21 protein-coding genes are annotated in these 24371 nt (G+C 70.7%); all 21 read left to right on the forward strand.

Annotation, left to right across the window (positions count from 1 at the left end):
* Nucleotides 1-23: 23 nt before the first annotated feature.
* The 21 genes from AC6I0Y_RS04980 to dapB all read left to right on the forward strand — a co-directional run bounded on the left by AC6I0Y_RS04980 (nucleotide 24) and on the right by dapB (nucleotide 24318).
* Complete coding sequence (locus AC6I0Y_RS04980) at nucleotides 24-464, forward strand: FHA domain-containing protein (protein WP_160709574.1); 441 nt, start codon at nucleotides 24-26, stop codon at nucleotides 462-464.
* Between the two features lie 73 nt (nucleotides 465-537).
* Nucleotides 538-2265, forward strand: coding sequence for a thiamine pyrophosphate-dependent enzyme (locus AC6I0Y_RS04985; RefSeq protein ID WP_497733472.1), 1728 nt, complete (start codon nucleotides 538-540; stop codon nucleotides 2263-2265).
* 9 nt (nucleotides 2266-2274) lie between these two features.
* Nucleotides 2275-2871: an indolepyruvate oxidoreductase subunit beta gene (locus AC6I0Y_RS04990; protein ID WP_497733474.1), complete on the forward strand. Its 597-nt coding sequence runs from the start codon at nucleotides 2275-2277 to the stop codon at nucleotides 2869-2871.
* Between the two features lies 1 nt (nucleotide 2872).
* A complete protein-coding gene (locus AC6I0Y_RS04995) occupies nucleotides 2873-3307 on the forward strand; it encodes an ACT domain-containing protein (RefSeq protein ID WP_160709580.1) in 435 nt (144 codons plus the stop codon).
* Between the two features lie 9 nt (nucleotides 3308-3316).
* Nucleotides 3317-4663 carry a phenylacetate--CoA ligase family protein gene (locus AC6I0Y_RS05000; protein WP_497733476.1) on the forward strand — a complete coding sequence of 449 codons (1347 nt, stop codon included), beginning with the start codon at nucleotides 3317-3319 and terminating at the stop codon, nucleotides 4661-4663.
* A 167-nt stretch (nucleotides 4664-4830) separates the two neighbouring features.
* The gene (gene gluQRS, locus AC6I0Y_RS05005; RefSeq protein WP_497733478.1) at nucleotides 4831-5775 is read left to right on the forward strand and encodes a tRNA glutamyl-Q(34) synthetase GluQRS; all 945 of its coding nucleotides are present in this window, start codon (nucleotides 4831-4833) and stop codon (nucleotides 5773-5775) included.
* A gap of 170 nt (nucleotides 5776-5945) precedes the next feature.
* Nucleotides 5946-6518 carry a hypothetical protein gene (locus tag AC6I0Y_RS05010; protein ID WP_497733480.1) on the forward strand — a complete coding sequence of 191 codons (573 nt, stop codon included), beginning with the start codon at nucleotides 5946-5948 and terminating at the stop codon, nucleotides 6516-6518.
* A 208-nt stretch (nucleotides 6519-6726) separates the two neighbouring features.
* The gene (locus AC6I0Y_RS05015; RefSeq protein ID WP_497733482.1) at nucleotides 6727-7653 is read left to right on the forward strand and encodes a prenyltransferase; all 927 of its coding nucleotides are present in this window, start codon (nucleotides 6727-6729) and stop codon (nucleotides 7651-7653) included.
* Between the two features lie 1717 nt (nucleotides 7654-9370).
* On the forward strand, nucleotides 9371-10384 hold the full coding sequence (gene hrcA / locus AC6I0Y_RS05020) for a heat-inducible transcriptional repressor HrcA (RefSeq protein ID WP_497733484.1): 1014 nt from the start codon (nucleotides 9371-9373) through the stop codon (nucleotides 10382-10384).
* A 38-nt stretch (nucleotides 10385-10422) separates the two neighbouring features.
* Nucleotides 10423-11562, forward strand: a complete 1140-nt coding sequence (dnaJ, locus tag AC6I0Y_RS05025) for a molecular chaperone DnaJ (RefSeq protein ID WP_497733486.1) — start codon at nucleotides 10423-10425, stop codon at nucleotides 11560-11562.
* Between the two features lie 184 nt (nucleotides 11563-11746).
* On the forward strand, nucleotides 11747-12550 hold the full coding sequence (locus AC6I0Y_RS05030; protein ID WP_497733488.1) for an RsmE family RNA methyltransferase: 804 nt from the start codon (nucleotides 11747-11749) through the stop codon (nucleotides 12548-12550).
* Nucleotides 12547-13977 (forward strand): MiaB/RimO family radical SAM methylthiotransferase, encoded by a 1431-nt coding sequence (locus tag AC6I0Y_RS05035; protein ID WP_497733490.1) that lies wholly within the window; start codon nucleotides 12547-12549, stop codon nucleotides 13975-13977. The genes AC6I0Y_RS05030 and AC6I0Y_RS05035 overlap by 4 nt, the downstream gene beginning before the upstream one ends.
* Before the next feature lie 93 nt (nucleotides 13978-14070).
* Nucleotides 14071-15027: a PhoH family protein gene (locus AC6I0Y_RS05040; RefSeq protein WP_160710320.1), complete on the forward strand. Its 957-nt coding sequence runs from the start codon at nucleotides 14071-14073 to the stop codon at nucleotides 15025-15027.
* 7 nt (nucleotides 15028-15034) lie between these two features.
* Nucleotides 15035-15493 carry an rRNA maturation RNase YbeY gene (gene ybeY / locus AC6I0Y_RS05045; protein WP_160710319.1) on the forward strand — a complete coding sequence of 153 codons (459 nt, stop codon included), beginning with the start codon at nucleotides 15035-15037 and terminating at the stop codon, nucleotides 15491-15493.
* A gap of 26 nt (nucleotides 15494-15519) precedes the next feature.
* Nucleotides 15520-15939: a diacylglycerol kinase family protein gene (locus AC6I0Y_RS05050; protein ID WP_497733493.1), complete on the forward strand. Its 420-nt coding sequence runs from the start codon at nucleotides 15520-15522 to the stop codon at nucleotides 15937-15939.
* A 41-nt stretch (nucleotides 15940-15980) separates the two neighbouring features.
* On the forward strand, nucleotides 15981-16901 hold the full coding sequence (gene era / locus AC6I0Y_RS05055) for a GTPase Era (RefSeq protein ID WP_160710317.1): 921 nt from the start codon (nucleotides 15981-15983) through the stop codon (nucleotides 16899-16901).
* 390 nt (nucleotides 16902-17291) lie between these two features.
* Nucleotides 17292-19190, forward strand: a complete 1899-nt coding sequence (locus AC6I0Y_RS05060; RefSeq protein ID WP_497733495.1) for a PASTA domain-containing protein — start codon at nucleotides 17292-17294, stop codon at nucleotides 19188-19190.
* A 3-nt stretch (nucleotides 19191-19193) separates the two neighbouring features.
* Nucleotides 19194-19970: a DNA repair protein RecO gene (gene recO / locus AC6I0Y_RS05065; protein ID WP_160710315.1), complete on the forward strand. Its 777-nt coding sequence runs from the start codon at nucleotides 19194-19196 to the stop codon at nucleotides 19968-19970.
* Between the two features lie 780 nt (nucleotides 19971-20750).
* Nucleotides 20751-21038 (forward strand): 30S ribosomal protein S15, encoded by a 288-nt coding sequence (gene rpsO / locus AC6I0Y_RS05070; protein ID WP_160710402.1) that lies wholly within the window; start codon nucleotides 20751-20753, stop codon nucleotides 21036-21038.
* Nucleotides 21039-21206: 168 nt separating this feature from the next.
* Nucleotides 21207-23426: a polyribonucleotide nucleotidyltransferase gene (locus tag AC6I0Y_RS05075; RefSeq protein WP_497733498.1), complete on the forward strand. Its 2220-nt coding sequence runs from the start codon at nucleotides 21207-21209 to the stop codon at nucleotides 23424-23426.
* 124 nt (nucleotides 23427-23550) lie between these two features.
* Entirely contained in the window at nucleotides 23551-24318 is a 768-nt protein-coding gene (gene dapB / locus AC6I0Y_RS05080) for a 4-hydroxy-tetrahydrodipicolinate reductase (protein WP_497733500.1), read from the forward strand.
* The last annotated feature ends 53 nt before the right edge of the window (nucleotides 24319-24371 follow it).

Consider the following 24371-nt stretch of genomic DNA (forward strand, 5'->3'; position numbering starts at 1 on the left):
CACGATACGAGAAGGAGCACGATATGAGCGAGACCTGCCCCGTCTGCGGCGCCCCCGTCGCCCCCGGCGAGACCGTCTGCGGTGCCTGCGGCTTCAAGCTGCTCGGCACCACCCAGCGCTTCGAGCCCATCGACCTGGCCGGCGAGGCCCCCGCGCCGGCGCCTGCCGCGCCGGCTGCCGCGGCGCTCACTGTGCTGCGCGGCCGCCAGGCGGGCGCGTCGTATGCGCTGGGCGAGGAGCCTGTCACCATCGGACGCAGTCCCCAGTGCACCGTGTTCCTCAACGACATGACGGTATCGCGCAGCCATGCCGCGGTGGAACGCGAGGGGGACGCCTACGTCATCCGCGACGACAACTCCTTCAACGGGGTGTGGATCAACGGCGCCAACGTGGAGGCCAAGGTGCTCGTGCCGGGCGACCTCATCCAGATCGGGTCGTTCTGCCTGCGCTACGACGAGGCCTAGGGGCGCGGTGCCCGCGCGGGCGCGCGAGGAGAGGAAAGGCGGGCGACGTGCCCGCGTGGAGAGAGGAAGCCAGATGGAACTGCTATCGGGCAACGAGGCCATCGCGCGCGGCGCCTGGGAGGCCGGCGCCACCGTGGGCGTGGCCTACCCCGGAACGCCCTCGACCGAGACGCTCGAGGCCTTCGCGCTCATGGAGGGCGTCTACGCCGAGTGGTGCGTGAACGAGAAGGTGGCCGTCGAGGTGGGCCTGGGAGCGTCGGCCGCCGGTGCGCGGGTGCTCGCCACCATGAAGCACGTCGGCGTGAACGTGGCCGCCGACCCGCTGTTCACCGCGGCCTACACGGGCGTGGGGGGCGGCATGGTGGTGCTCGCCGCCGACGACCCGGGGATGTACTCGTCCCAGAACGAGCAGGACTCCCACTACTACGCGGCCGCCGCGCACCTGCCCATGATGGACCCGGCCGACTCGGCCGAGGCCCGCGCCTTCGCCCGCGACGCCTTCGCGCTCTCCGAGCGCTTCGACGTGCCCTTCATGCTGCGCTCGACGGTGCGCGTGTCACACACCAAGACGCCGGTGGAGGTGGGCGAGCGCGTGGCGGCGGATCCCGTGCCCTACGAGAGCCGCCCGCAGAAGTGGGTGATGATGCCCGCCTTCGCCAAGCCGCGCCGCGTCGTGCAGCTTGAGCGCATCGCGGCGCTCGAGGCCTGGGCTGAGGAGTGCCCCTACAACGTGGTGGAGCGCCGCGGGACGGCGGTGGGCGTGGTCTGCGCCGGCGCCGCCTACCAGCACGTGGCCGAGGCGCTTCCCGATGCGTCCATCCTGAAGCTCGGGGTCACCTGGCCGCTGCCTGCCGCCAAGCTGCGCGCCTTCGCCGCGGAGGTGGACGCCCTCTACGTGGTGGAGGAGGCCTCCGGGTACCTGACGGACGCCGTGCGCGCCTGCGGCGTGGGGGTGGCGGAGTTCCCAGCGCCGCTGCCGCGTGACGGCGAGCTCTCGCCCGGGCTCGTGCGCGCCGCCTTCGGGCTGCCCGAGCCGGCGCACGCGCCCGCCCGCGCCGATTTGCCCGGCCGCCCGCCGGCGCTCTGCCCCGGCTGCCCGCATCGCCTCGTGTTCAAGGAGCTCACGCGCCTGAAGGCCATCGTGACCGGCGACATCGGCTGCTACACCTTAGGCGCGCTGCCGCCGCTGGCCGCCATGGACACCTGCGTCGACATGGGCGCGTCGATCTCGATGGCGCACGGCTTCGAGCTGGCGCTGGCCGGCGCCGAGCACCGTCCCGTGGTGGCCGTCATCGGGGATTCCACCTTCGCCCACTCGGGCCTGAGCTCGCTCATCTCCACCGTCTACAACCGCGGCGGCGGCACCGTGTGCGTCCTCGACAACCGCACCACGGCCATGACCGGGCGCCAGGGCAACCCCTTCAACGGCGTCACGCTCCAGAACCGCCCGAGCCGCGAGCTCGACCTAGAGGGCGTCATCCGCGCCATCGGGGTGGATGACGTGTCGGTGGTCGACCCGCACGACATGGCCGCGGTGCGCGCCGCGCTCAAGGCCGCCGTGGCCTCGCCTGAGCTTGCCGTGATCATCTTCCGCGCGCCCTGCGTGCTGCTCGAGCGCGTGCGCAAGCCCGTCTACAGCGTGGGGCCGCGCTGCACCGGCTGCGGGGTGTGCGCCACCCTCGGCTGCCCGGCCATCGCGCGCGATCCGGAGGCGGGGCTCGCCTCCATCGACCCGGCGCTCTGCATCGGCTGCGGCCAGTGCGCCCAGTACTGCCGCTTCGAAGCCATCGCGCAGGACTAAGGAGGAACCATGGGCGATACGACCAAGACCATCCTTCTCTGCGGCGTGGGCGGCCAGGGCACCATCCTGGCGGCCGACCTGCTGGCCCACGCGGCGCTTGCCGCCGGGCTTGACGTGAAGGTGTCCGAGATCCACGGCATGGCCCAGCGCGGCGGCGCCGTCACCACGGTGGTGCGCGTGGGCGAGTCGGTGGGCTCGATGGTGGCCGACCTGGGACGGGCCGACGTGATCGTGTCCTTCGAGACCACCGAGGCCCTGCGCAACCTGCCGTTCCTCGCCGAGGGCGGCGCGCTCATCGTCAACGACGAGGCCATCAAGCCGCTGCCGGTGCTCACGGGCAAGGCGGCCATGCCCGCTCGCGCGCGGGCGGACCTGCTCGACGCCGGCGCGCTGCTCGTGCCCGCCGCCGCCATCGCGCGCGAGGCCGGCAATGCCAAGACCTCCAACGTGGTGCTGCTCGGCGCGCTCTCGGCGCGGCTCGACTTCCCGGCCGAGGCCTGGGAGTCCACCGTGGCCGCCCGCGTGCCGGCCAAGACCGTCGAGGCGAACCTGGCCGCCCTGCGGGCCGGGCGCGCCTTCATCTGCGAGAGGGAGGGGGAGCGCTAGCATGAGCATCACCCAGATCAGCGTCTTCGTCGAGAGCCGCCCGGGCCACCTCGTGCGCACGCTCGACGCGTTTGCCCAGGCCGGCATCCAGGTGCGCGGCTTCTGCGCCGGCGACACCGGCGAGTACGGCATCGTGCGCTTCATCGTGGACAAGCCCGATGAGGCCCTCGCGCTGCTCGCCGAACGCGGCGCCGCGGCCCGGGCGAGCGAGGTGCTCTGCGCACGCCTGGACGACACCCCCGGCGAGCTGCGCCACGTCATGGCCGTCTGCGCCGACCACGGCATCAACGTCGTCTACTGCTACTCGCTGGCGTCTACCTACATCGCGCTGTCCGTGAAGGACATCGCCGCCGCCGAGGCCGCCCTCGCTGACGCGGACATCGCCCTGGTGGGCCAGGAAGAGCTGAGCTGCGCCCTGGCGGGCGTCACCCTGTAGGAGGTTGCCGTGGGAACCCCGATGCCCCCAGCCGACGAGATAGACTTCTCCGCGCTGCCCATCTACCTGCCCGAGGTGGAGTGCACCTCGCGCGAGCGCATCCGCGCCATCCAGCTGGCCAAGCTCATCGAGCAGGTCGGCTACACCTATGCCCGCGTGCCGTGGTATCGCGACCAGATGGACGCCCTCGGCGTCACGCCAGCCGACATCAAGACCCTTGACGACGTGCGGCGCCTGCCCTTCACCGACAAGTCCGCGCTGCGCGAGACGTTCCCCTTCGGCATGTTCGCCGTGCCCATGGACGAGATCGTGGAGATGCACGCCTCGTCGGGCACCACGGGCAAGCCCATCGTGGTGGGCTACACCGCCGCCGACATGGAGGTGTGGAGCGAGTGCATCGCGCGCCTGGCGCAGATGGCCGGCGTGACGGCGGCCGACCGCGTGCAGATGGCGTTTGGCTACGGCATGTTCACCGGCGGCTTCGGCCTGCACTACGGCATCCAGCGCATCGGCGGCATGATGATCCCCGCCGGGGCCGGCAACACCGAGCGCCACATCCAGATGATCGAGGACTACGGCACCACCACCCTCATCGCCACGCCGTCGTATGCCATGCACATCTGCGAGGTGGGGGAGAGGCTCGGCTACGACTGGGCGTCGTCCACCTTGGAGCGCGGCCTCTTCGGCGGCGAGCCGTGCCCGCCGCACCTCAAGGCCGAGATCGAGTCGCGCATGCACATCACCTGCACCGACAACTACGGGCTCACCGAGGTCATGGGGCCGGGCGTCTCCGGCGAGTGTTTGGCCCACCGCGACCAGCAGCACATCGCCGAGGATCACTTCCTCTGGGAGGTGGTGGATCCCGCCACCGGCGAGCCGGTGGGCGAGGGCGAGATGGGCGAGCTCGTGCTCACGCCGCTCGGCAAGCGCGGCATCCCCGTGCTGCGCTACCGCACCCACGACCTCACGCGCGTCATCACCGAGCCGTGTGCCTGCGGGCGTACCCTCGCCCGCATGGAGAAGGTGCGTTCCCGCAGCGACGACATGCTCATCATCCGCGGCACCAACGTGTTCCCGAGCCAGGTGGAGGACGTGATCGGGCGCATCGACACGCTCACGCCGCACTACCGCATCATCGTGGACAACGACAGCGGGCTCGACCGCATGACCGTGGAGGTGGAGATCAAGCCGGAGGCGTTCAGCGACTCCTTCGACGAGATGAGCGCCTTCACGCGCGACGTCACCGACCGCCTGCGCAACGTGCTGCTGGTCACCCCGGTGGTGCGCCTCGTGGAGCCGGGCGGCATCGAGCGCGCCATCGGCAAGGCGAAGCACGTCGATGACCGACGGAAGTAGCGTCGCCGGCACCTGAACCGTCGCCCGCCCTGCGCCCGCCCGGCGACGGCCTTCGCTCGACGCGTCGCGTCCGCGAGCCAAGGTCTCGCGGACGCTTTGGCTCAACCTCGCCGCGGTCGCCGTCGGGCGGGCGCAGGGCCTTCCCGGTGACTTTCGAAAGGACCTCCATGGCTGAAGCCTCGCATACCCCTCCCGTCGTCGGGCGGTTCGCGCCCTCGCCGACGGGGCGGATGCACGCCGGCAACGTGTTCGCCGCGCTCTGCGCGTGGCTCGTGGCCAAGTCGCAGGGCGGCGAGGTGGTGCTGCGCGTGGAGGACCTCGACCGCGAGCGCTCCAAGCCTGGCTTCGTCGATGCCGTGCAGCGCGACTTCGAGCGCCTCGGGCTCACCTGGGATCGCGGGCCCTACTTCCAGCACGACCGTGACGAGGCCTATCAAGCCGCGCTTGACCAGCTCGACGCGCGTGGGCTGCTCTATCCCTGCTACTGCACGCGGGCCGACCTGCACGCCGCCTCGGCGCCCCATCGCGGCGAGAAGCCGGTGTACCCGGGCACGTGCCGGGGCCTTTCGCCCGCCGAGCGGGCCGCGCGGCGGGATGCCGGGCGCACGCCGGCCACGCGGCTGCGCGTGCCCGATGAGACGGTGGCCTTCCATGATCTCGTGCAGGGCGACTACGCCCAGGACCTCGCACGTGAGTGCGGCGACTTCCTCGTGCGCCGCTCGGACGGCGCCTTCGCCTATCAGCTGGCCGTCGTGGTGGACGACGCGGCCCAGGGGGTGACGAGCGTGGTGCGTGGCGTGGACCTCCTGTGCTCCACGCCCCAGCAGATCCACCTCCAGCGTCTCCTCGGCCTGCCCGAGCCGTCCTATGCCCACGTGCCGCTCGTCGTGGCCGAGGCCGGGCGGCGCCTCTCCAAGCGCGACCGCGACGCGGCGCTCGACGAGCTCATCGCCCGCTTCGGGACGCCCGAGGCCGCCGTCGGCCACATCGCCGGCATCACGGGGCTTGCCCCCACCTGCGAGCCGGCCTCCCCCGAGCAGCTACTGGCCGGCTTCGACCCGGCCGCGCTCTCCGCCGCCTTCGCCGATCCCATCCAGGTTCTCTGGCGCTGACGCTAGCGCGCCCCGTTTTCGCCCGCCTGCGTCGCATAAACGACAAGTCGCAAACATTTCTCGGCTCTGACGTGCCCTTTCAGTTGCCTAGTGAGGCATGTTGGTCTATGGTGGGCAGGTCAGTTCAGGCATCCCCACGGGAGGGGAACATAAGCAGAAAGGAAGAGCTCATGAGCTTTAAGAAGGTGTTTGCCGCCGTCTCCGCGTCGGCGCTTCTCGTCTTCACGCTGGGCGTCATGACCGGCTGCAACAGCGGCCCGTCTGATGAGGAGGTCATCCGCAAGAGCCTCACCGAGGAGCTGGATCAGATCAAGAACATGGATGACGCGTTCATGACCGAGATGGCTGCCGACATGGACGTCGACGAGCTGGCCACCTACGGCATCGACGGCGTCGAGTTCATGAAGACCTACCTCGACGGCTTCGACTACAAGATCGACGAGGTGACCGTCGACGGCAACAAGGCTACCGCCAAGGTCACGCTGACCTGCAAGAGCTTCACCGCCTACAACTCTGCCGTGCAGCAGGCTGCCACCGACCTGGCCTCCGACACCGCCCGCCTGCAGGCCATGAGCAAGGACGAGCTGAACCAGCTGCTCGGCCAGACCGTGATGGACGCCCTGGCCGGCGTCGAGGTTGCCGAGACCGACCAGATCACCATCGGCTTCACCAAGAACGGCAACACCTGGACCCCGGATGCTGCCTCTGAGCAGGAGATCACCACGGCGATGCTGACCAACTAGGTCGCCTGGCTCGTTCCGCGTGCTTGGCGCCTGGCGCCTGTCGGAGGCGTTCCTCGCCTTCGATGTGCGACCGCGCTGCCTTTCGCTGAGCGGCCACGCCGTTCCCGCCAAGCGCACCCCGGCCGCCCCGCCTTCGCGGGGCGGCTTTTTTCTTCCCGGCCTTATACTGGCACCGTGCTCGTTTTCGATTCGCATCCGAGGTGACCCGATGACCCCTGCCGCACCCGGCGCCGCCCCCGCGCGCCGCTCGCTCACGCCCCGCATGGCCTGGCAGCTGGCCGCGCCCCACACCTGGCCGGCGGCCATCATGCCGGTGATGGTGGCCGCCGGCGCCACGACGGCCGTGAAGGGGGGCTTCTCGCCGCTCATGGCGGCGGTGCTGCTCGTCATCTGCATTCTCATGCAGGCGTCGGTGAACACGTTCAACGACTACTTCGACTACGTGAAGGGCGCCGACTCGGCCGAGGACAACGTGGAGGAGAGCGACGCGGTGCTCGTCTACAACGACGTGAGCCCGCGCGCGGCCCTTGCGCTGGCCATCGGCCTTCTGGTCGCCGCCTTCCTGCTCGGCACCTACGTCATCGCGCAGGCGGGGTGGATCCCGCTTGCCATTGCCGCCGGGGCCGCCGTGGTGGTGGTGCTCTACTCCGGCGGAAAGACCCCCATCTCCTACCTGCCCATCGGCGAGGTCGTGAGCGGCGTGGTGATGGGCGGGCTCATTCCGCTTGCCTGCTACCAGGTGCTCTCCGGCGAGTTCAGCTGGCTGGCGCTTGGCTGGGCCGTGCCCACCGTCATCGGCGTGGGGCTCATCATGCTGACGAACAACACCTGCGACATCGAGAAGGACGTCGAGGCGGGGCGCCGGACCTTGCCGGTGCTGCTCGGGCGCGAGCGCGCGCGGCGCCTCTACCACGGGCTGCTCTACGCGTGGGTGGCGGCCATCGCGCTCATCGTGGCTGTGTGGTTCCCGCGCGGACTCGTGGTGGTGCTGTTCATGGTGCCCGCCGCCTACCCGCTCGTGATGGGGATGCGCAAGAACCCCCTGACCCCGCCGGCGCGCGTTGGCGCCATGGGGCAGATCTGCGGCCTCAACGTAGCGCTTGGCGCCTTCTACGCCTGCGCGCTCATGCTGTAGCGGAACGCGGGCGGGTGCTTGCCCCCCCTCGGGCGGGGGGGCGCGGCCCCAGCGTGGCGCCCGCCGCCTTCTGCGCCTGCGCGCTCATGCTGTGGCGGCCCTGTCGCGGGGGGAGGTGCGCCGGGACGGGGCGGGTTGGGGCGTCCTGCTGAGCTGGAGGTCGCGATTCGGCGGGTGGGCGGCCTTTCTGCTGCGGCTGGGCGAGCTGCCGCTTCGCCTTCGTCGGTCGCGCCGCCGCGCTGCCCTGGGAGGCGGTTTGCGGTCGGGCGGAGCCGCGGCCCTGCCGCTTTTCGCTTCGGCTGCCTCGCCCCAGGCGTAGCCTCGTCTCGGTTGATCGGGTGATGCCTTGCGGGCGATCTGGCCGCTTGCCTTTCGGTCGCGCTGCGTTCTTTGTCGGGCGAATACGAGTTTCTGGCCAATTTCATTACGCTTTACGCTAACGGGACGCACTCTGGCTGTTATCGCCGCACAGAGGGTTGGCGTTTCCCCAGGTCGCAGTCGCCTGGCCACGCCAGCGTCTCTCGACGGGTGCGTAAAACGTGGCGAAATTGGCCAGAAACTCCGAGGATGGCGGCGAATCGCCGCGATGAGGCGCTCCGTTCGTCAACCGGTCGCCTCTGCTTGTCGCAGGTGGGTGCGTCGCCCGCCAGCCAGGCGATCCTGCCTGGCGCGGCCAGCCGGGTGGCGTCTTCGCAGTGGCTCGGTCGCCCTCGCCGGTGGTGGGGCCAGCTGCCTGCGTCCGGAGAGTCGATGGCCTCTCCACCGCGGACGCCTTGGGGGGGCAGCCGGTTGCCGTAGCTTCCCCGGGCGGCCCGTTTCGGGTACGTCCAGCGGGCGGTTGGGCCCATCGCGCCGAGATGTCCCTCCTGGTCGCTTGGGTGGCGATCAGTTTCAGGCGGCCCGAGGCCGGGTGGCGCCCGGATGGGACGGAGCCGGCTGGGCTGCCGCGGCAGAACCAGGACTCCCGCCCCGAGGCGGAGACCAGCTGCAGCTGGCCGTCTGGGGCGACCCGTCCGCCGCCTCGTGGGCGGCTTCTGCGCAGCGCCGCCCAGACGGCGCCTGGCGCCTGGCGTCCGGCGGACGGTGCGGGCGGTTGCCTTCGGGCGTCCCTTCGCCCGCCGTCGGCTTGCTGCGGGTTTCTGGCCAATTTCGGCGTGCTTTACGCTAAGAAGACGCCTTTAGGGTGCTGCGCCGCGTAGAGGGGTCGGCGTTTTCCCAGGTCGTAGCCGTGCTGTTTCGTTGGCGACTCCTCAGCGCTGCGTAAAGCGCGGCGAAATTGGCCAAAAACCCGTATGGTCCCCCGCGGGCCGCCGTTTCTCGGCGGCGCGTTGCCCGAGCGCGCTGGCTTCGTCGAGGTGATGGGGTGCCCATGCCGTCGGGGTGCGTTGTTTCTGCCAAAATTCGAGGATATGCGCTCGTTTCGCGTTCGAAATGGCGGCGCAGGTAAGTTATCCGTGGCTTTTTCCTGGGAAGATGACGGGCACTCTAGCGCGGATCCCTCTTGGCGCGATGGCGAGCGGCGCACACCCTCTATTCTTGACGGAAACGCGTGGCGAAACCTGCGCGCTTGGGCTGGCGGAGGGGTGACGGGCGCGCGCCGGGCACCCGCCCCCGGCTTCCTTTGTGGCGCTTACGTTGAAAGTTAGCACTCGCTGGCGTCGGCTGCTAGAATACTTCCTCGTGGATGTGAGAGAACGCTCGAAGGGAAGGAGGCCCCATGCTCTCAGACCGCCGTCAGCGCGTGCTGAGCGCCCTCATCGAGGAGTACGTGGCCCGTGCGCTGCCCGTGGGGTCGCGCACCCTTACCGAGCGCTACGCCCTCGGCGTAAGCCCCGCCACCGTGCGCAACGACCTCTCGGCGCTTGAGGACGCCGGCTACATCACCCAGCCCCATACCTCCGCTGGGCGCGTTCCCACCGACGCGGGCTACCGCGCCTTCGTCGATGACCTGCTCTCCGGCGGCCTGGCCTGGGAGGAGGCGCCGCACCAGGACGTGGTCGACCAGCTGCGCGCCACCGCCACCGAGCTCGATGCGCTCATGGAGCAGACCTCGGCGGCGCTCGCGCGGCTCACCGACTGCCTGTCGGTGGTGGTGGCCCCCTCGCTCATGGCCGCACGCATCCGCCAGGTGTCGCTCGTGTCGCTCTCCGACCACCGCGCGCTCATCGTGCTCGTGGCCGAGGACGGCCAGGTGGCCAACCGCCAGGTGTCCTTCGCCGACGCGGTCGCGCCCGATACGCTCGCCCGCATCCAGGAGCTGCTGAACCGCCTGCTCGCCGGCCGCTCGCTCGCCGAGGCCCGTGCCGCCGCCCACGAGGCGGTGCCCGAGGCGCTCGCCGACCCGCTCGTGCGCCTGGTGCTCGAGGAGGTGGCTGCCTGCGTCCAGGAGTCCGGTCTTGGGCGCGCGCACCGCGTGGGCGTGAGCTCGCTTCTGCGCAAGCCGGAGTTTGCCCAGGCCCAGGCCCTTGCGCCCATCATGTCGGCGCTTGAGGACGACACGGTGCTCCTCCACGTGTTCGACGACGCCCTTGACGGTTCGTGCGCGCCCTGCGCGGTGCGCATCGGGCGGGAGAACGGCGCAGAGGCACTGGCGGGCGTGTCGGTGGTGGCCAGCCCCTACGGCTGGGGCGACGGCGCCGGGGTGGTGGCCGTCATCGGCCCCACCCGCATGGACTACAGCTTGGTTATCCGCGCGGTTCGCGCCGCGCAGCGCGTGCTCTCGGACGAGTAGCTGGCGCGCGACCTACGAGGAAAGGAAAGACCGGTCCTATGGCCAAGGATTTGTACGAGATTCTCGGCGTCAGCCGTGACGCGTCGGAGAGCGACATCAAGAAGGCGTTCCGCCACAAGGCGCGCGAGCTGCATCCCGACGTGAACAAGGCGCCGGATGCCGAGGATCAGTTCAAGGAGCTCAACGAGGCCTACGACGTGCTCTCCGACGCGCAGAAGCGCGCCCAGTACGACCGCTTCGGCACCATCCCCGGCGCCGCTTCGGCAGGCGCGGGCGGCTACGGCGGCGGCTACGTGGACCTGGAGGACCTGTTCGGCGCCGGCTTCGGCGGCATGGGCGACATCTTCTCCACCTTCTTCGGCGGCGCGGCCGGCGGTGGACGCCAGGTGCGCAAGAACGGTCGCGACATGGGCGTGGGCCTGCGGCTCACTTTGGATGAGGTGGCAGCCGGCGTGAAGAAGGAGATCGTCTACGATCGCCTGGCGCCGTGCCCCGACTGCGACGGCACGGGCCTCGGCCCGGATGGCGAGGAAGTCACCTGCCCCGAGTGCAACGGCCAGGGCCGCGTGGTCACCGTGCAGCACACCTTCCTCGGCGACATGCAGTCGGCCACCACCTGCCCCCGCTGCCACGGCATGGGCACCACCATCGAGAACCCGTGCCCCGAGTGCGAGGGGCAGGGCCGCGTGCCCGACCGCCAGCGCGTCACCGTGGAGGTGCCCGCCGGGATCCGCGACGGCCAGCAGCTGCGGGTGAGCGAGTTCGGCGAGGCCGGCATCCAGGGCGCGCCGGCGGGCGATCTCATCGTCACCTGTCGCATCCAGCCCCATGAGTTCTTCGAGCGCGACGGGGACGATCTGCACGCCCGCGTGTCGGTGCCCATGGTCCAGGCGGCGCTCGGCGCCGAGGTGGAGATCGACGGCATCATGGCTGATGAGAAGGTGGAGGTGCGCATCCCCGAGGGGTGCCAGGCCGGCCAGGTCATCCGCGTGAAGGGCCACGGCATGCCGCGTCTGCGCAGCGATGCGCGTGGCGATCTGTTCGCCCACGTGGACGTCGTCATCCCCAAGAAGCTCTCCAAGCGCGAGCGCGAGCTGCTCGAGGAGCTGGCCGTTGAGATGGGGGAGGACGTGGCCGACAACCGCTCGTTCCTCCAGAAACTGCGCGACGCCATCTAGGCTGGCGCACAGCGCGCGGCGATGCCGGCGAGCAGCCTTTCGGGCCGGCGAGCGCGCTAAGGGCGCCCTGCCTCGCGCCTGCGAACCCGCGCCCCGATGCCCGCGTTGCGCATCGGGGCGCTTTTGTCCCACTACCGACCTGCCGCGGCGCCCTTACGCCAGCGGCCTGCGGAAAGAAGGCCCCATGTCCCTGCACCGGTTCTTCCTCGATGACCAGGTGATCGCTGCCGAGCCTGAGGCGGTGTTCCCGCTGCGCCTGGCGGAGGGCGACGCCCGCCATGCGCGCGTGCTGCGGCTTGCGCCGGGCGAGCACGTGGCCGTGGTGGACGCCGCGTACGACTACTTCGAGTGCGAGGTGGTGCGTTCCGACGGCGGGCAGCTGGAGGTGCGCGTGGCGCGGCGCCTCGACGCGCCGGAGGAGGGGCCGCAGGTGCTGCTCGTCCAGGGCCTGGCGAAGGGCGACAAGATGGACGAGGTGATTCGCCACGCCACCGAGCTCGGCGTGGCCGGGTTCCTGCCGCTTGCCTGCGCGCGCAGCGTGGTGAGGCTGGACGAGAGGAAGGCGCGCTCACGTGTGGAGCGCTGGCAGGCCGTGGCGAAGAGCGCGGCCATGCAGTCGGGTCAGCCGCGGGTGCCCGAGGTGTGCGCGCCGGTGACGCTGGCCGAGGCGGCTGCGGCGCTCGCGGGAGCGACGGCGGTGCTCGTGTGCTGGGAGGAGGCCCCCGGCACGGCACGGCTGGCCGATGCGCTGCACGGCGCCCTCGAGACGCTGCGGATGCCCGCCGCCGACGCGCGCGTGGCCGTGGTGGTGGGGCCCGAGGGCGGCCTGACCCCTGATGAGGTGGACGCGTTGCTGGCGTGCAACCCGCGCGCGAGACTGGTGAGCCTGGGGCCGTCCATCCTGCGCACCGAGACCGCCGGCGTGGTGGCGCCGGCGCTCGTGCTCTACGAGCTGGGCGCCCTGGGCGGACGGGCGGAGCAGGCGTGACGGCGGGGGAGCGCCCTGAGGGCGTCGAGGTGAACGGGGGGTCGAGGCCGTCGGGTGAGGCGGTCGCTGGCGCCTCGGGCGCGCAGGCTGCGGTGGGCGGGGCTGAGCGGGCGCCGCGGTTCGCTATCGTGAACCTGGGCTGCAAGGTCAACCGCGTGGAGTCCGACGCCTTCGAGCGCACCCTGCGCGTCGCCGGCTGGACTGAGGGGCCCGAGGCTGGCGCCGACCTCGTGGTGGTGAACACCTGCACCGTCACCGGCGAGGCCGAGAAGAAGACCCGCAAGGCCGTGCGCCACGCCCTGCGCGCCGCGCCACGCGCCCGGGTGGTGGTGACCGGCTGCGCCGCCGCCATCGACCCCGCTGCCTTCGAGGCGCTCGACGCGCGCGTGGAGGTGGTGCCCAAGGCCCAGGTGGAGGCGCGCCTGTCGGCCCTGGCCGCCCTCCGGCCCGACGCGTCAGAGGCCCCCCGCATCGTCGCCGGCGTCCCGGAGGGCAGCGGCGGGCCGGCCACCCCTGCGGCTGGCGCCGCGCCTGCGGGCGCGTCCCGCGCCGCAGCCGAGCCATCTTCCGCCTCCCGTGCCCTTGGGCAGCGCGTGCGCGTGGGCATCAAGGTGCAGGACGGCTGCGACAACGCGTGCACCTACTGCATCGTGCACGTGGCCCGCGGCGCCGCCTGGTCGCGGCCGGCCGAGGAGGTGGCCGCCGAGGTCGTGGCCCTGGCCCGCGCGGGCATTCCCGAGATCGTGCTCACCGGCATCAACCTGGGCTCCTACGCTGACGAGGGGCTCACCCTGGCCGGCCTTTGCGAGCGCCTGCTCGACGCCACGGCCCGCCTGCACGCCCCCGGCCAGCCGCCCTGCCGCCTGCGCATCGGCTCGGTGGAGCCCCAGGATGTGGGCGACGACCTCATCGAGCTGCTGGCCCGCGCCGAGGGCCGCCTCTGCCGTCATCTGCACCTGCCGCTCCAGGCGGGGAGCAGCCGCGTGCTCGCGGAGATGGCGCGCCCCTACGACGCCGCGGGCTTCCTCGCGATCGTGGGGCGGCTGCGCGCCGCCGTGCCGCAGCTGGCGCTCTCCACCGACGTCATCGTGGGGTTCCCGGGCGAGACCGACGAGGACTTCGCCGCCACCTGCGCCGTGGTGCGCGAGGCTGGCTTCTCCAAGGTGCACGTCTTTCCCTACTCGCGCCGCGCAGGCACGCCTGCCGCCGACCGCGCCGACCAGGTGCCGCCAGAGGTTCGCGCCCGCCGCGCCGCCGAGCTGCGCATGCTCGCCGCCGAGCTGCGCGCCGCCGACCGCGCCCGCCGCGCCGGCGCCGTCGAGCTGGCGGTGGTCGAGTCCCCGGGCAGGGCCACCACCGAGAGCTACCACGAGATCGCCGTCGACCCCGCCCACGCCTCCGGCGTCCTCGTCGAGGTGGCCCTGTAGCCACGCCTGGCATTCCTTCTCGACCATGCCGCGCCGGCCCCCGTAACCAACCCGTGCCTTCGGGGGTGGGGCGCATCTGCTACAATCGAGGTCATGGTAGACCAGACCCAGATAACGCTCACGGCGCCCGCCAGCGTGCCCATGGCCGCGGTGGTGGGCCAGGCCGATGAGCTGCTTCACCTCATCCAGGACGCCTTCGCCGCCCGCATCACCGTGCGCGGCGACACCATCGTGCTAGAGGGCGACGCCATCGAGGTGCAGTCGCTCACGGCGCTGTTCTCCGACCTCATCAAGCTGGCAGAGGGCGGCGAGGAGCCCACGGCCGACTACGTCCGCCGGGCCATCGACCTCATGCGCACCGCCGAGTTCGCCCCGAGCGTTTTGCGCGAGGACATCCTGCTCACCTACCGCGGCCGGGCCATCCGCCCCAAGACCGCAGGTCAGAAGCGCTACGTCGACGCCATCCGCGAGCACACCATCACCTTCGGCATGGGGCCGGCCGGCACGGGCAAGACCTACCTGGCCATGGCCATGGCGGTGGCCGCGCTCAAGCGCAAGGAGGTGGGCCGCGTCATTCTCACGCGCCCCATCGTGGAGGCCGGCGAGAGCCTGGGGTTCCTCCCCGGGACCCTCACCGAGAAGGTGGATCCCTACATCCGCCCGCTCTACGATGCGCTCTACGACATGACCGACGCCGAGCGAGCCAACCAGCTCATCGAGAACGGCACCATCGAGATAGCCCCGCTCGCCTTCATGCGCGGGCGTACCTTGAATGACAGCTTCATCATCTTAGACGAGGCGCAGAACTCCACGCCCGAGCAGATGAAGATGTTTTTGACCCGGCTCGGCTTCGGCTCGAAGATCGTGGTCACCGGCGACGTGTCCCAGACCGACCTGCCCCGCGGCATTTCGGGCCTGGCGCACGTGCGCCCCATCCTGGAGGGAACCCCCGACATCGCGTTCTGCGACTTCACTGGCAAGGACGTCGTGCGCCATTCGCTGGTGGCCGCCATCGTGGCCGCCTACGAGCGCGCCGGCAGGAAGGCATAGGAGGAAGATGGACATCCTGATCAGCTACCGCTACCGCGAGGACGACCTGGCCCCGCTGCCCCTCGAGGAGCTCACCCGCTTCGTGCTCGAGTCCGAGAGGCGCCCCGACGCCACCGAGGTGTCCGTCAGCTTCGTCGACGACGCGGTCATCGCCGAGCTGAACGAGAAGTACCGCGGCAAGCAGGGCCCCACCGACGTGCTCTCCTTCGAGTGCGACGGTTGCGGCGATGGGCCCGACGCGCCCGAGGACGGCGTCTTCGAGCTGGGCGACGTCATCATCGCCCCGGACGTGGCGGAGCGCCAGACCGCTGAGTTCGCCACCACCTTCGAGGAGGAGATCAGCCTGCTGCTCGTCCACGGCCTTTTGCACCTGTGCGGCTACGATCACGTGGTGGACGAGGAGGCCGAGGTCATGGAGGCCCGCGAGGCGGAGCTCCTGCGCGCCTGGGCCGAGCGCGGCGCGTAGCGTCCGCGGAAGGGGAGGGCCGCGCCATGGGCCAGGACCAGCCGCGCCTCGTTCGCAATGAGGGCGCCAAGCGCGCCCACGACCGGTTCACCCTGGGCCAGGCGTTCTCGTGCGCGGGCTGCGGCATTCGGCACGCCTTCGCCACCCAACGCAACATGCGCATCCATGCCGGCGTGGCCGTGGGCGCCGTCGCGGGGGGCCTCGTGCTGGGTCTGGACGCGCCTTCCTGGGCTGCCGTCATCCTGTGCATCGCCGGGGTCATGGCGGCCGAGTGCGCCAACACCGCCATCGAGGCCGTGGTCGACCTGGTCACCGACGACTACGCCGAGCTGGCCCGCGTGGCCAAGGACTGCGCCGCCGGTGCCGTGTACCTGATGGCCCTCGGGTCGGTGGCCGTCGGCGCCGTCGTGTTCGGCGCCCGCATACTCGCCCTGCTGGGCGCCTAGCCGCCATACGTCCGGCGCCCGCGCCGGGGAGGAGAGAGACGATGAACGACAACCTGCTCGGCGCCGACGGCTTCAAGTCCGGCTTCGTCACCCTGGTGGGGCGCCCCAACGCGGGCAAGTCCACCCTGCTCAACGCCATCATGGGCAAGAAGATCGCCATCACGTCGAACACGGCTCAGACCACGCGCCACCGCTTCCGCGCCGTGCTCACCCGCGACGACTTCCAGATGATCATCGTGGATACGCCCGGCCTCCACAAGCCCCACGACGCCCTGGGCGAGGAGCTCAACACGAGCGCCCTCAAGGCGCTCGAGGACGTGGACGTGGTGGCCATGCTCATCGACGCGTCCAAGCCCATCGGCCGCGGCGACGAGTGGGTGGCCGCCCAGCTGCGCGGCTCGCGCTCGCACAAGATCTGCGTGCTGTCGAAGACTGACCTCGCCACGCCCGAGCAGATCGCCGCCCAGCGCGAGGCCGCCGAGGGCCTGGCCGACTGGGACGCCATGGTGGCGCTCTCCGCCGAGACGGGCTACAACGTGGAGGCCTTCGTCGAGGAGGTCGTCTACCTTTTGCCCGAGGGCCCCGCGTGGTTCCCGCCCGACATGGAGACCGACCAGCCCATCGAGGTGGTGGTGGCCGAGTTCATCCGCGAGAAGATCCTGCGTACCTTCCGCGACGAGGTGCCCCATGCCATCGGCGTGGCCCTCAACGAGATGGAGTACGACCGCAAGAAGGATCTCTACCGCATCTTCGCCGTCATCTACGTGGAGCGCGACAGCCAGAAGGGCATCATCATCGGCAAGCGCGGCGCGGCCATCAAGCGCATCGGCATAGAGGCGCGCGAGGACCTGGAGCAGCTGCTCGGATGCCGGGTGTTCCTCGACCTGTCGGTGAAGGTGAAGAAGAACTGGCGGCGCGACGCGAGCCAGATCCGCCGCTTCGGCTACGGCGAGGGGGCCTAGGCGCGCCCGCTGGAGTTCGGGCGAAAGATAAGCCGGTTTTCTGCGAGAAATGCCGAGTTTGCATGGAGCACTCGTCCGCGCGGACGCCTTGCCGCCGGTGCGTGACGCGTTTGCCCAGATCGCTGCAAGCGTTACGTCTTTTACGGCGGGGAATCTGCCTGTTTTCGGATCCGCGAGCAGGCAAAGCCGGCTTTTCTCGCAGAAAACCGGCCTCGTTGCTGTCCGGCTGGCGGGGCCTCCTTGGGCCGCGTGGGCGTCGAGGCGCCCTCCCTGGCGTAGAATTCTGGTGAATTCGCGGCCAATCAGGCGTTCCGTTACGCGCGTGCGACCTGGGACGGCGTGCTTTTCGGTACAATGGCGGGCAAATCGTAGCAAGGAGCCTTCGCGACCATGAGATGCCCCAACTGCCAGAGCACTAACAAAGACAGCGCCAAGTTCTGCATCGAGTGCGGCTATCCGCTTCGCGCCGGCCATGGGGCCAAGGCGCCCGAGGCAGATGCCGTGCGCTCCGAGGGCGCTGCGGACAAGGCGGGAGCGGGGGATGCCCGTGTCGCCGCGACTGCCTCGGAGAGTCCCGCCTCGGTGATCGGGGCGTCGCTTGACGAGGTGCGCGCCCTGCGCGAGGAGCCGGCGGAGGTCTCGGCCGACGCCGAGGTGTTCGCGCGCCTCATTGCCGACAACGCCCGGCGTGCCGCTGACGCGGAGGACTTGCCGCGCTATGGCGAGCGCCGCCGCCCCGCGGAGGAGACGCCGCAGGACGAGGGAGCGGCCGCCGCTCGCGCCGCGACCGACGAGGCTGACCTTGAGTTCGAGTTCGTCGAGGAGCTGCCCGTGGCCGGCTCCGCGCCTGAGGGGGACGTCCCCGCCGAGACGGCCGCCCCAGTCCCGGCGCCCGAGGCGGCTGAGACCGCCCTGCTCGACGGCACCCCGGCCTCGGCCTCGGCTTCGCCTGCCGCGTCCGGCGATGACTACGGCGCCTTCGACGAGGCGCTCTACGCCCCCCGCGAGGGGCAGGACGGCCGCGATTCGCTGGCCGAGGTGGTTCACGAGATGTTCCCCGACGGCGTGGTGGCTGCCGGCGCGGCGGGCGCGGCCCGCACCGCCGACCTCACCGGCCTCGAGCGCCTGGTGGATTCCAGCTACGTGCCACCGAGCTACGCCTCGCGCGCGGGCGACACGATGGAGCTCCCCGCCGTGGGCGACGGCCCGGCTGCCGCGGCCAAGCGCTTCAGCGCCGAGATGGATCCCAAGGAGGCGCGCCGCCAGGCTCGCGCCCAGAGAAAGCTCGACCGCCAGATCGCCCGCGAGCAGCGCCGCGGTGCCGCAGACGGCCCGCGCCCTGCGCGCAGCAAGACCCCGCTTATCGTCATCGCGTGCCTGCTCGTCACCGCGCTTGCGGTTGCGGGCGTCACCTGGTACCTCCAGCTGTGGGGCGGCAAGGTCGTTCCCGACGTGGTGGGCAAGAGCCAGGTGGACGCCACCTATGTTCTGACTGACAAGGGCTTCACCGTGCGGGCGCTCCCGGTGCGAAGCGATGACGTGGAGGGCATCGTCCTGCTCACCGACCCCGATTCCGGCCGTCGTGCCGAGGAGGGCACCGAGGTGGTCATCCACGTGTCGGTTGCCCGCGTGGTGCCCGCGGTGCTGGGGCTGCCTCGCACCGACGCCGAGGCCGCGTTCGCCGAGGAGGGGCTGACCGGCGTCACCTACGAGGAGGTCAAGTCCAACGACCCCGAGGGTACGGTGATCTCCGTCACGCCCGAGGCCGGCACCAAGGTGAAGGCCGCAACTCCCGTGACCGTCCAGGTGGCCGTGCCGTTCACCGTACCGGACGTGGAGGGCCTCTCCCGCGCCGACGCCGAGGCGGCGCTCGAGGCCGAGGGCTACGACGTGGAGGTGCGCACCTTCTACACGGAGGATGTGCCGGAAGGCGCTGCCGTCTCCACCGAGCCAGCCTCCGGCTCCCAGCTCGACTCCGGCTCCACGGTGGTGCTCAACGTGGCCAAGTCGCGCAAGGCCGAGTGCCTCGCCTACGCGCAGACGTACTTCCAGTCATCGAAGAACTTCTCCATCGACGGGAAGAACTACGAGATAGACCCTGCCAAGCTGACCATCGAGTACGTCGGGGATGATACGACGCGCTACACGGTGTCGGGCATCCAGTACGGCTCGCTCTTCGGCATTGTCGTGCGTGACGAGGCGACGGGCTGGCAGACGCTCACCGGCACCATCACCTGGGATGCCGAGGGCAACGTGAAGTCGTCCGATCCTGCCATCAAGCGCGCCTGACGCGTGGCCCAGCCCACTTACAGCGTGCGCGGGATCGTCCTGCGCAAGACCAAGCTGGCCGAGACCGACCTCATCGTCACGCTCCTGGCCGATGACGGCACGCAGCGCCGCGCCGTGGCGAAGGGGGCGCGCAAGCCGTCGAGCACCTTCGCCTCGCGCTTGGAGCTCTATGCCGAGGCTGACCTGCTCTGCTCGGTGGGCCGCAGCCTCGACGTGGTGAAGGAGGCGCGCCTCGTTCGGCCCAACGTTCGCCTGCGCTCATCAGTTGAGCTGGCTAGCTGCGCCGCTCCTGCGGCCGAGCTTCTCTGCAAGGTGTCCCAGCCCGGGCTCGAGCAGCCGCGTCTCTTCGAAGCCACGGCCGCGGGGCTCGCGGCCCTTGACGCCGCCGCGCCCGCCCAGGCGCCCGGCGTGGCGGCGGCCCTGCTGATCAAGACCCTCGGCCTGGTGGGCCTGCGCCCCTCGCTTTCGCAGTGCGTCGTCTGCGGCGGGGACGCCACGGCGGTAGCGCCGCAGGTCCCCTTCTCGTTCTCCGAGGGCGGGGTGGTGTGCGCCGGCTGCCGCGGGCAGGCCGAGTCGGTGCCCGTGCCCGCGGCAGCCGTGGGCTGGGCGCGCTTCCTCATGGGGTCTACCTATGCCGCCATCCTGGAGGCGCCCGCCGATCCGGGGTCGGCCTTCGCCGTGCTGCGCCTGGCCCAGGGGCTCATCCGCGCGCACGTGGGCGGCTCGCCCAAGTCGCTCGACTTCCTGTTTACCTGCGGCCTGTTCGGCGACGCCGAATAGAGGAGGGGCCGGGCCCCGCTGGGGGGCGGGCGCGCGGGGGTCGGGCCCCGATTCTGCAGGAGGAGTCCGCCGCCGACCGCCTGTTCTCCGCTGGGCGGGCTCACGGGGGGGGGTCGGGCCCCGTTTCTGCACAGTTTTTTCGACTTTGCGACACGGCGTATCGTCGACGACGGCGTTTTACCTGATCGCCGGTGCCCGCCGTGCGGCTCTTCGGCCTGATTGACCGAATTTCGCGCCTCGCGAGGCATGAATCTGTCGCAAAGTCGAAAAAACTGTGCAGAAACGGACACGAGGGCCCTCGCCCCGTCCGGCACCCCCCCCCTCGCGCCAACGGGCAGCCCCCGCCGCGCCGGGCGAGCGGCCCGCTCCCGTGCCGCGCTGGGCAATCGCCCCCCCCGGGGGGGGAGGCGTGTTGGACGGGGCGAGCAGCCCGCCCCCCCGAGCCGCGTGGGGCCGCGCCGGACCGGGCGCCCCTCCCTCGCGCTGGGCAGCCCGCCCCCCGCACCGCGCCGGGGCGAGCAGGGCGGTTCCCGCCATATCAGGCACCCGCGCCAGCCAGTTGTGCGCAAACGGTGCGGACGGCCGTGCGCCGGCAAGTTTTCCTTGCCCCGTCCAGAACCCGGCCCTATACTGGACAAGTTGTGTGTCCGCAACCCGTTCGCTCTTGGCCCGCATGCGCCACCCGCTTGCCCGCCCAGAACGCAACGCGAAGGAAACCGGCGGCTGCCAGGCCGTCCTGGGCGCGGGAGCGCCCCCAACCCATCAGAAAGGTGGAATCACATGGCGAGCAAGAACAGCATCTCCAAGGAGAAGACCGCAGAGCTCATCAAGGAGTTCGGCAAGGGCGACGGCGATTCCGGCAGCGCCGAGGTGCAGGTGGCCATCCTCTCCGAGCGCATCCGCAACCTCACCGAGCACCTCAAGGTCCACAAGAAGGACAACCACACCCGCCGTGGCCTCATGATGCTCATCGGTAAGCGACGCGGCCTGCTCAAGTACATCAAGCAGCGCGACATCGACGAGTACCGCGCGCTCATCAAGAAGCTCGGCATTCGCGACAACATCTAGCGAACTGAACGCGGGGCCCGTCTCCTCAGGCGGGCCCCGCGCTTAGTGATAGCGGTCGGCGGCGCTGGGCGTCCGCTGCTCGCGGGAGGCGGCGAACCGGTAAGTACCCGTCCCCGAAGAAGCTCCCGGGCAATGAGGCCCGCGAGGAAAAGAAGAGAGAACAGATACATGGAAAAGATCGTCGAATCCTTCGAGCTCTACGGCAAGGAGTACCGCCTGGAGACGGGCGAGCTGGCCAAGCAGGCCACCGGCGCGGTCCTCGTGACCCAGGGCGAGACCACCGTGCTCGTCACCGCCGTCGTGTCCAAGCAGCAGCGCGACTACGACTTCTTCCCCCTGACCGTGGACTTCATCGAGAAGATGTACGCCGTGGGCCGCATCCCCGGCGGCTACCTGAAGCGTGAGGCCCGCCCCTCCGAGAAGGGCACCCTCACGGCCCGCATGATCGACCGCCCCATCCGCCCCGGCTTCCCCGACGGCTTCAAGAACGAGGTCCACGTGGTGGCCACCACCTTCGTGGCCGACCAGGTCAACCCGCCTGACACCATCTGCGTGGCCGGCGCCTCCGCGGCGCTGCTCGCGGGCGGCGCGCCCTTCGACGGCCCGGCTGCGTGCGTGCGCATCGGCCGCGACAAGGAGACCGGCGAGTTCATCGTCAACCCCACCTACGCCGAGCAGGAGAACTCCGACCTGGAGCTGACCATCGCCGGCACCGCCGACTACATCTCCATGGTGGAGGCCGGCGCCGAGGAGATCTCCGAGGAGGACATGCTGGCCGCCATGACCTTCGGCCAGGAGGCCATCGCCGCCTTCTGCGAGAAGCAGGCCGCCTTCCTCGCCAAGGTCAACCCCACGCCGCTGCCCTACACGGTGCACGTGGCCGACCCCTGCATCGCCGAGCGCGTCGGCGCCTACTACGATGCCATGGCCGCCGCCCTCAAGGACGCCGACAAGCAGGCCCGCATGGGCAAGGTCGACGAGCTGAAGGCGCAGATCAAGGAGGAGTCCTTCTCCGAGGAGGAGCGCGTTGCCTGGTCCAGCGACATCGCGGCTGCCTGCAAGGCGCTTGAGAAGCGCGCCATGCGCGCCATGATCATCGAGACCGGCGAGCGCGCTGACGGCCGCCGTCCCGAGGAGATCCGCCCGCTGTTCATCGAGCCGGGCTACCTGCCCCGCGTCCATGGCTCCGGCCTGTTCCAGCGCGGCCAGACCCAGGTCATGTCCGTCTGCACGCTCGGCATGCTCAACGAGTGGCAGCGCCTCGACACCATCGAGCCGGTCGACGGCAAGCGCTACATGCACCAGTACAACTTCCCGCCCTACTGCACCGGCGAGACCGGCCGCATGGGCGCGCCGAAGCGTCGCGAGGTGGGCCATGGCGCCCTGGCCGAGCGCGCGCTGCTCCCCGTCATCCCCGACGAGGACGCCTTCCCCTACGCCATTCGCGTGGTCTCCGAGGTGCTCGAGTCCAACGGCTCGTCCTCCATGGCGTCCACCTGCGGCTCGACGCTGGCCCTCATGGACGCCGGCGTGCCTATCTCCGCGCCCGTCTCCGGCGTGGCCATGGGCCTCATCAAGGAGGGCGACGACGTCGTCATCCTCACCGACATCCAGGGCATCGAGGACTTCCTCGGCGACATGGACTTCAAGGTGTGCGGCACCTCCAAGGGCATCACGGCGCTTCAGATGGACAACAAGGCCCGCGGCCTGTCCGTCGAGATCCTCGCCCGCGCGCTCCAGCAGGCCCACGAGGGCCGCGCGTTCATCCTGGACGCCATGCTCGAGCAGATCCCCGCTCCGCGTGAGGAGATGCGCGAGACTGCCCCGCGCATCGAGACCATCAAGATCCCCGTGGACAAGATCCGCGACGTCATCGGAAGCGGCGGCAAGGTGGTGCGCGGCATCCAGGAGGAGACCGGCGCGTCCATCGACATCCAGGAGGACGGCACCATCCACGTGGGCGCCACGTCCGGCACTGCCATGCAGGCGGCCAAGGACATCATCCTCGGCATCGTGAAGGAGCCTGAGGTGGGCGAGGTCTACGAGGGCGAGGTCGTCGGCATCAAGGACTTCGGCGCGTTCATCAAGCTGACTCCCGGCAAAGACGGCCTGCTCCACATCTCGCGCGTGGCCAACGGCCGCGTGGCGAAGGTGGAGGACGTGCTCAACCTGGGCGACATCGTCAAGGTCGAGGTGCTCGAGGTCGATCCGAAGAACGGCAAGATCTCCCTTGACCGCCTGGACAAGCCGGATGCCCCGGCTGGCTCGACTGAGCCGCGCGGCGAGCGTCGCGAGCACCGCGGCGACCGCGACCGTCGCGGCGGCGACAACCGCCCCGGCCGCTCCGGCCGCGAGGCCCGCACCCCCCGCCGCCGCCACGAGGCGTAAGCGGAAGGCATGACCCCGAAGAGCCGCCCACCCGGGCGGCTCTTTTCGTTTTCCGCGGTTGGGCGGCGGGGGCGGGGTTGTTGGGTACAATGGGGGAAACCGACTGATACGTAAGGAGGACGTGATGATCAAGGTAGCCGTGGCGGGATGCGCGGGACGGATGGGAAGCGCGGTGGTGGAGGCCGTGGGCGCCGCCGATGACATGGAGGTGGCCTGCGGCATCGACCCGCACGGCGCCGATGCGGGCTTCCCGGTGTACGCGAGCGTGGCCGAGGCCGTGGCGGCCGGCGGCTTCGACGTGCTGGTGGACTTCACCCAGCCCGATGTGGTGGCCGCCAACCTGGCTGCCGCGCTGCCGGCGGGCGTGGACTGCGTGGTGGGTACCACGGGGCTCTCGAACGAGGTGCTCGAGGGGCTGGCCGCCCAGGCGGCGCCGGGCGCGTGCTTGTTCTACGCGCCCAACTTCACCACCGGCGCCGTGTTGATGATGGAGTTCGCCAAGGCCGCCGCGCCCTACTTCCCCGAGGCCGAGGTCATCGAGTTCCACCACTGCAACAAGAAGGACGCGCCCTCAGGCACGGCGGTGCGCACGGCCCAGATGATCGCCGAGGCGCGCGCGCCGCGCGTGAGCGAGGCGCCTGGTCGCGAGACCGAGATGCCCGGCGCCGAGGGCGCCCGCGGCGCGCTCGTGGACGGGGTGCCGGTGCATGCGGTGCGCTCCATGGGGTACGTGGCCTCGCAGGAGGTGATCTTCGGGTCGCTCGGCCAGACGCTCACCCTGCGCCATGACTCGTGGGACCGTTCCTCCTACATGCCCGGCGTGCTGCTGGGCATCCGCAGCGTGGGAGCGCGCGAGGGGCTCGTCGTCGGCCTCGAGCAGTTCATGGCCTAGGCTGCAAGGCGGCAGGGGAGGGGCGAGCGGTGAACTGAACCCTGATAGTGGGA

The organism is Adlercreutzia sp. St.1H8 (assembly GCF_059728655.1).

Coding starts and splice junctions, on each gene's coding strand:
- AC6I0Y_RS04980 (WP_160709574.1), top strand. CDS start 24: ATGAGCGAGACCTGCCCCGTCTGCGGCGCCCCCGTCGCCCCCGGCGAG.
- AC6I0Y_RS04985 (WP_497733472.1), top strand. CDS start 538: ATGGAACTGCTATCGGGCAACGAGGCCATCGCGCGCGGCGCCTGGGAG.
- AC6I0Y_RS04990 (WP_497733474.1), top strand. CDS start 2,275: ATGGGCGATACGACCAAGACCATCCTTCTCTGCGGCGTGGGCGGCCAG.
- AC6I0Y_RS04995 (WP_160709580.1), top strand. CDS start 2,873: ATGAGCATCACCCAGATCAGCGTCTTCGTCGAGAGCCGCCCGGGCCAC.
- gluQRS (WP_497733478.1), top strand. CDS start 4,831: ATGGCTGAAGCCTCGCATACCCCTCCCGTCGTCGGGCGGTTCGCGCCC.
- AC6I0Y_RS05010 (WP_497733480.1), top strand. CDS start 5,946: ATGAGCTTTAAGAAGGTGTTTGCCGCCGTCTCCGCGTCGGCGCTTCTC.
- AC6I0Y_RS05015 (WP_497733482.1), top strand. CDS start 6,727: ATGACCCCTGCCGCACCCGGCGCCGCCCCCGCGCGCCGCTCGCTCACG.
- hrcA (WP_497733484.1), top strand. CDS start 9,371: ATGCTCTCAGACCGCCGTCAGCGCGTGCTGAGCGCCCTCATCGAGGAG.
- dnaJ (WP_497733486.1), top strand. CDS start 10,423: ATGGCCAAGGATTTGTACGAGATTCTCGGCGTCAGCCGTGACGCGTCG.
- AC6I0Y_RS05030 (WP_497733488.1), top strand. CDS start 11,747: ATGTCCCTGCACCGGTTCTTCCTCGATGACCAGGTGATCGCTGCCGAG.
- AC6I0Y_RS05040 (WP_160710320.1), top strand. CDS start 14,071: ATGGTAGACCAGACCCAGATAACGCTCACGGCGCCCGCCAGCGTGCCC.
- ybeY (WP_160710319.1), top strand. CDS start 15,035: ATGGACATCCTGATCAGCTACCGCTACCGCGAGGACGACCTGGCCCCG.
- AC6I0Y_RS05050 (WP_497733493.1), top strand. CDS start 15,520: ATGGGCCAGGACCAGCCGCGCCTCGTTCGCAATGAGGGCGCCAAGCGC.
- era (WP_160710317.1), top strand. CDS start 15,981: ATGAACGACAACCTGCTCGGCGCCGACGGCTTCAAGTCCGGCTTCGTC.
- AC6I0Y_RS05060 (WP_497733495.1), top strand. CDS start 17,292: ATGAGATGCCCCAACTGCCAGAGCACTAACAAAGACAGCGCCAAGTTC.
- rpsO (WP_160710402.1), top strand. CDS start 20,751: ATGGCGAGCAAGAACAGCATCTCCAAGGAGAAGACCGCAGAGCTCATC.
- AC6I0Y_RS05075 (WP_497733498.1), top strand. CDS start 21,207: ATGGAAAAGATCGTCGAATCCTTCGAGCTCTACGGCAAGGAGTACCGC.
- dapB (WP_497733500.1), top strand. CDS start 23,551: ATGATCAAGGTAGCCGTGGCGGGATGCGCGGGACGGATGGGAAGCGCG.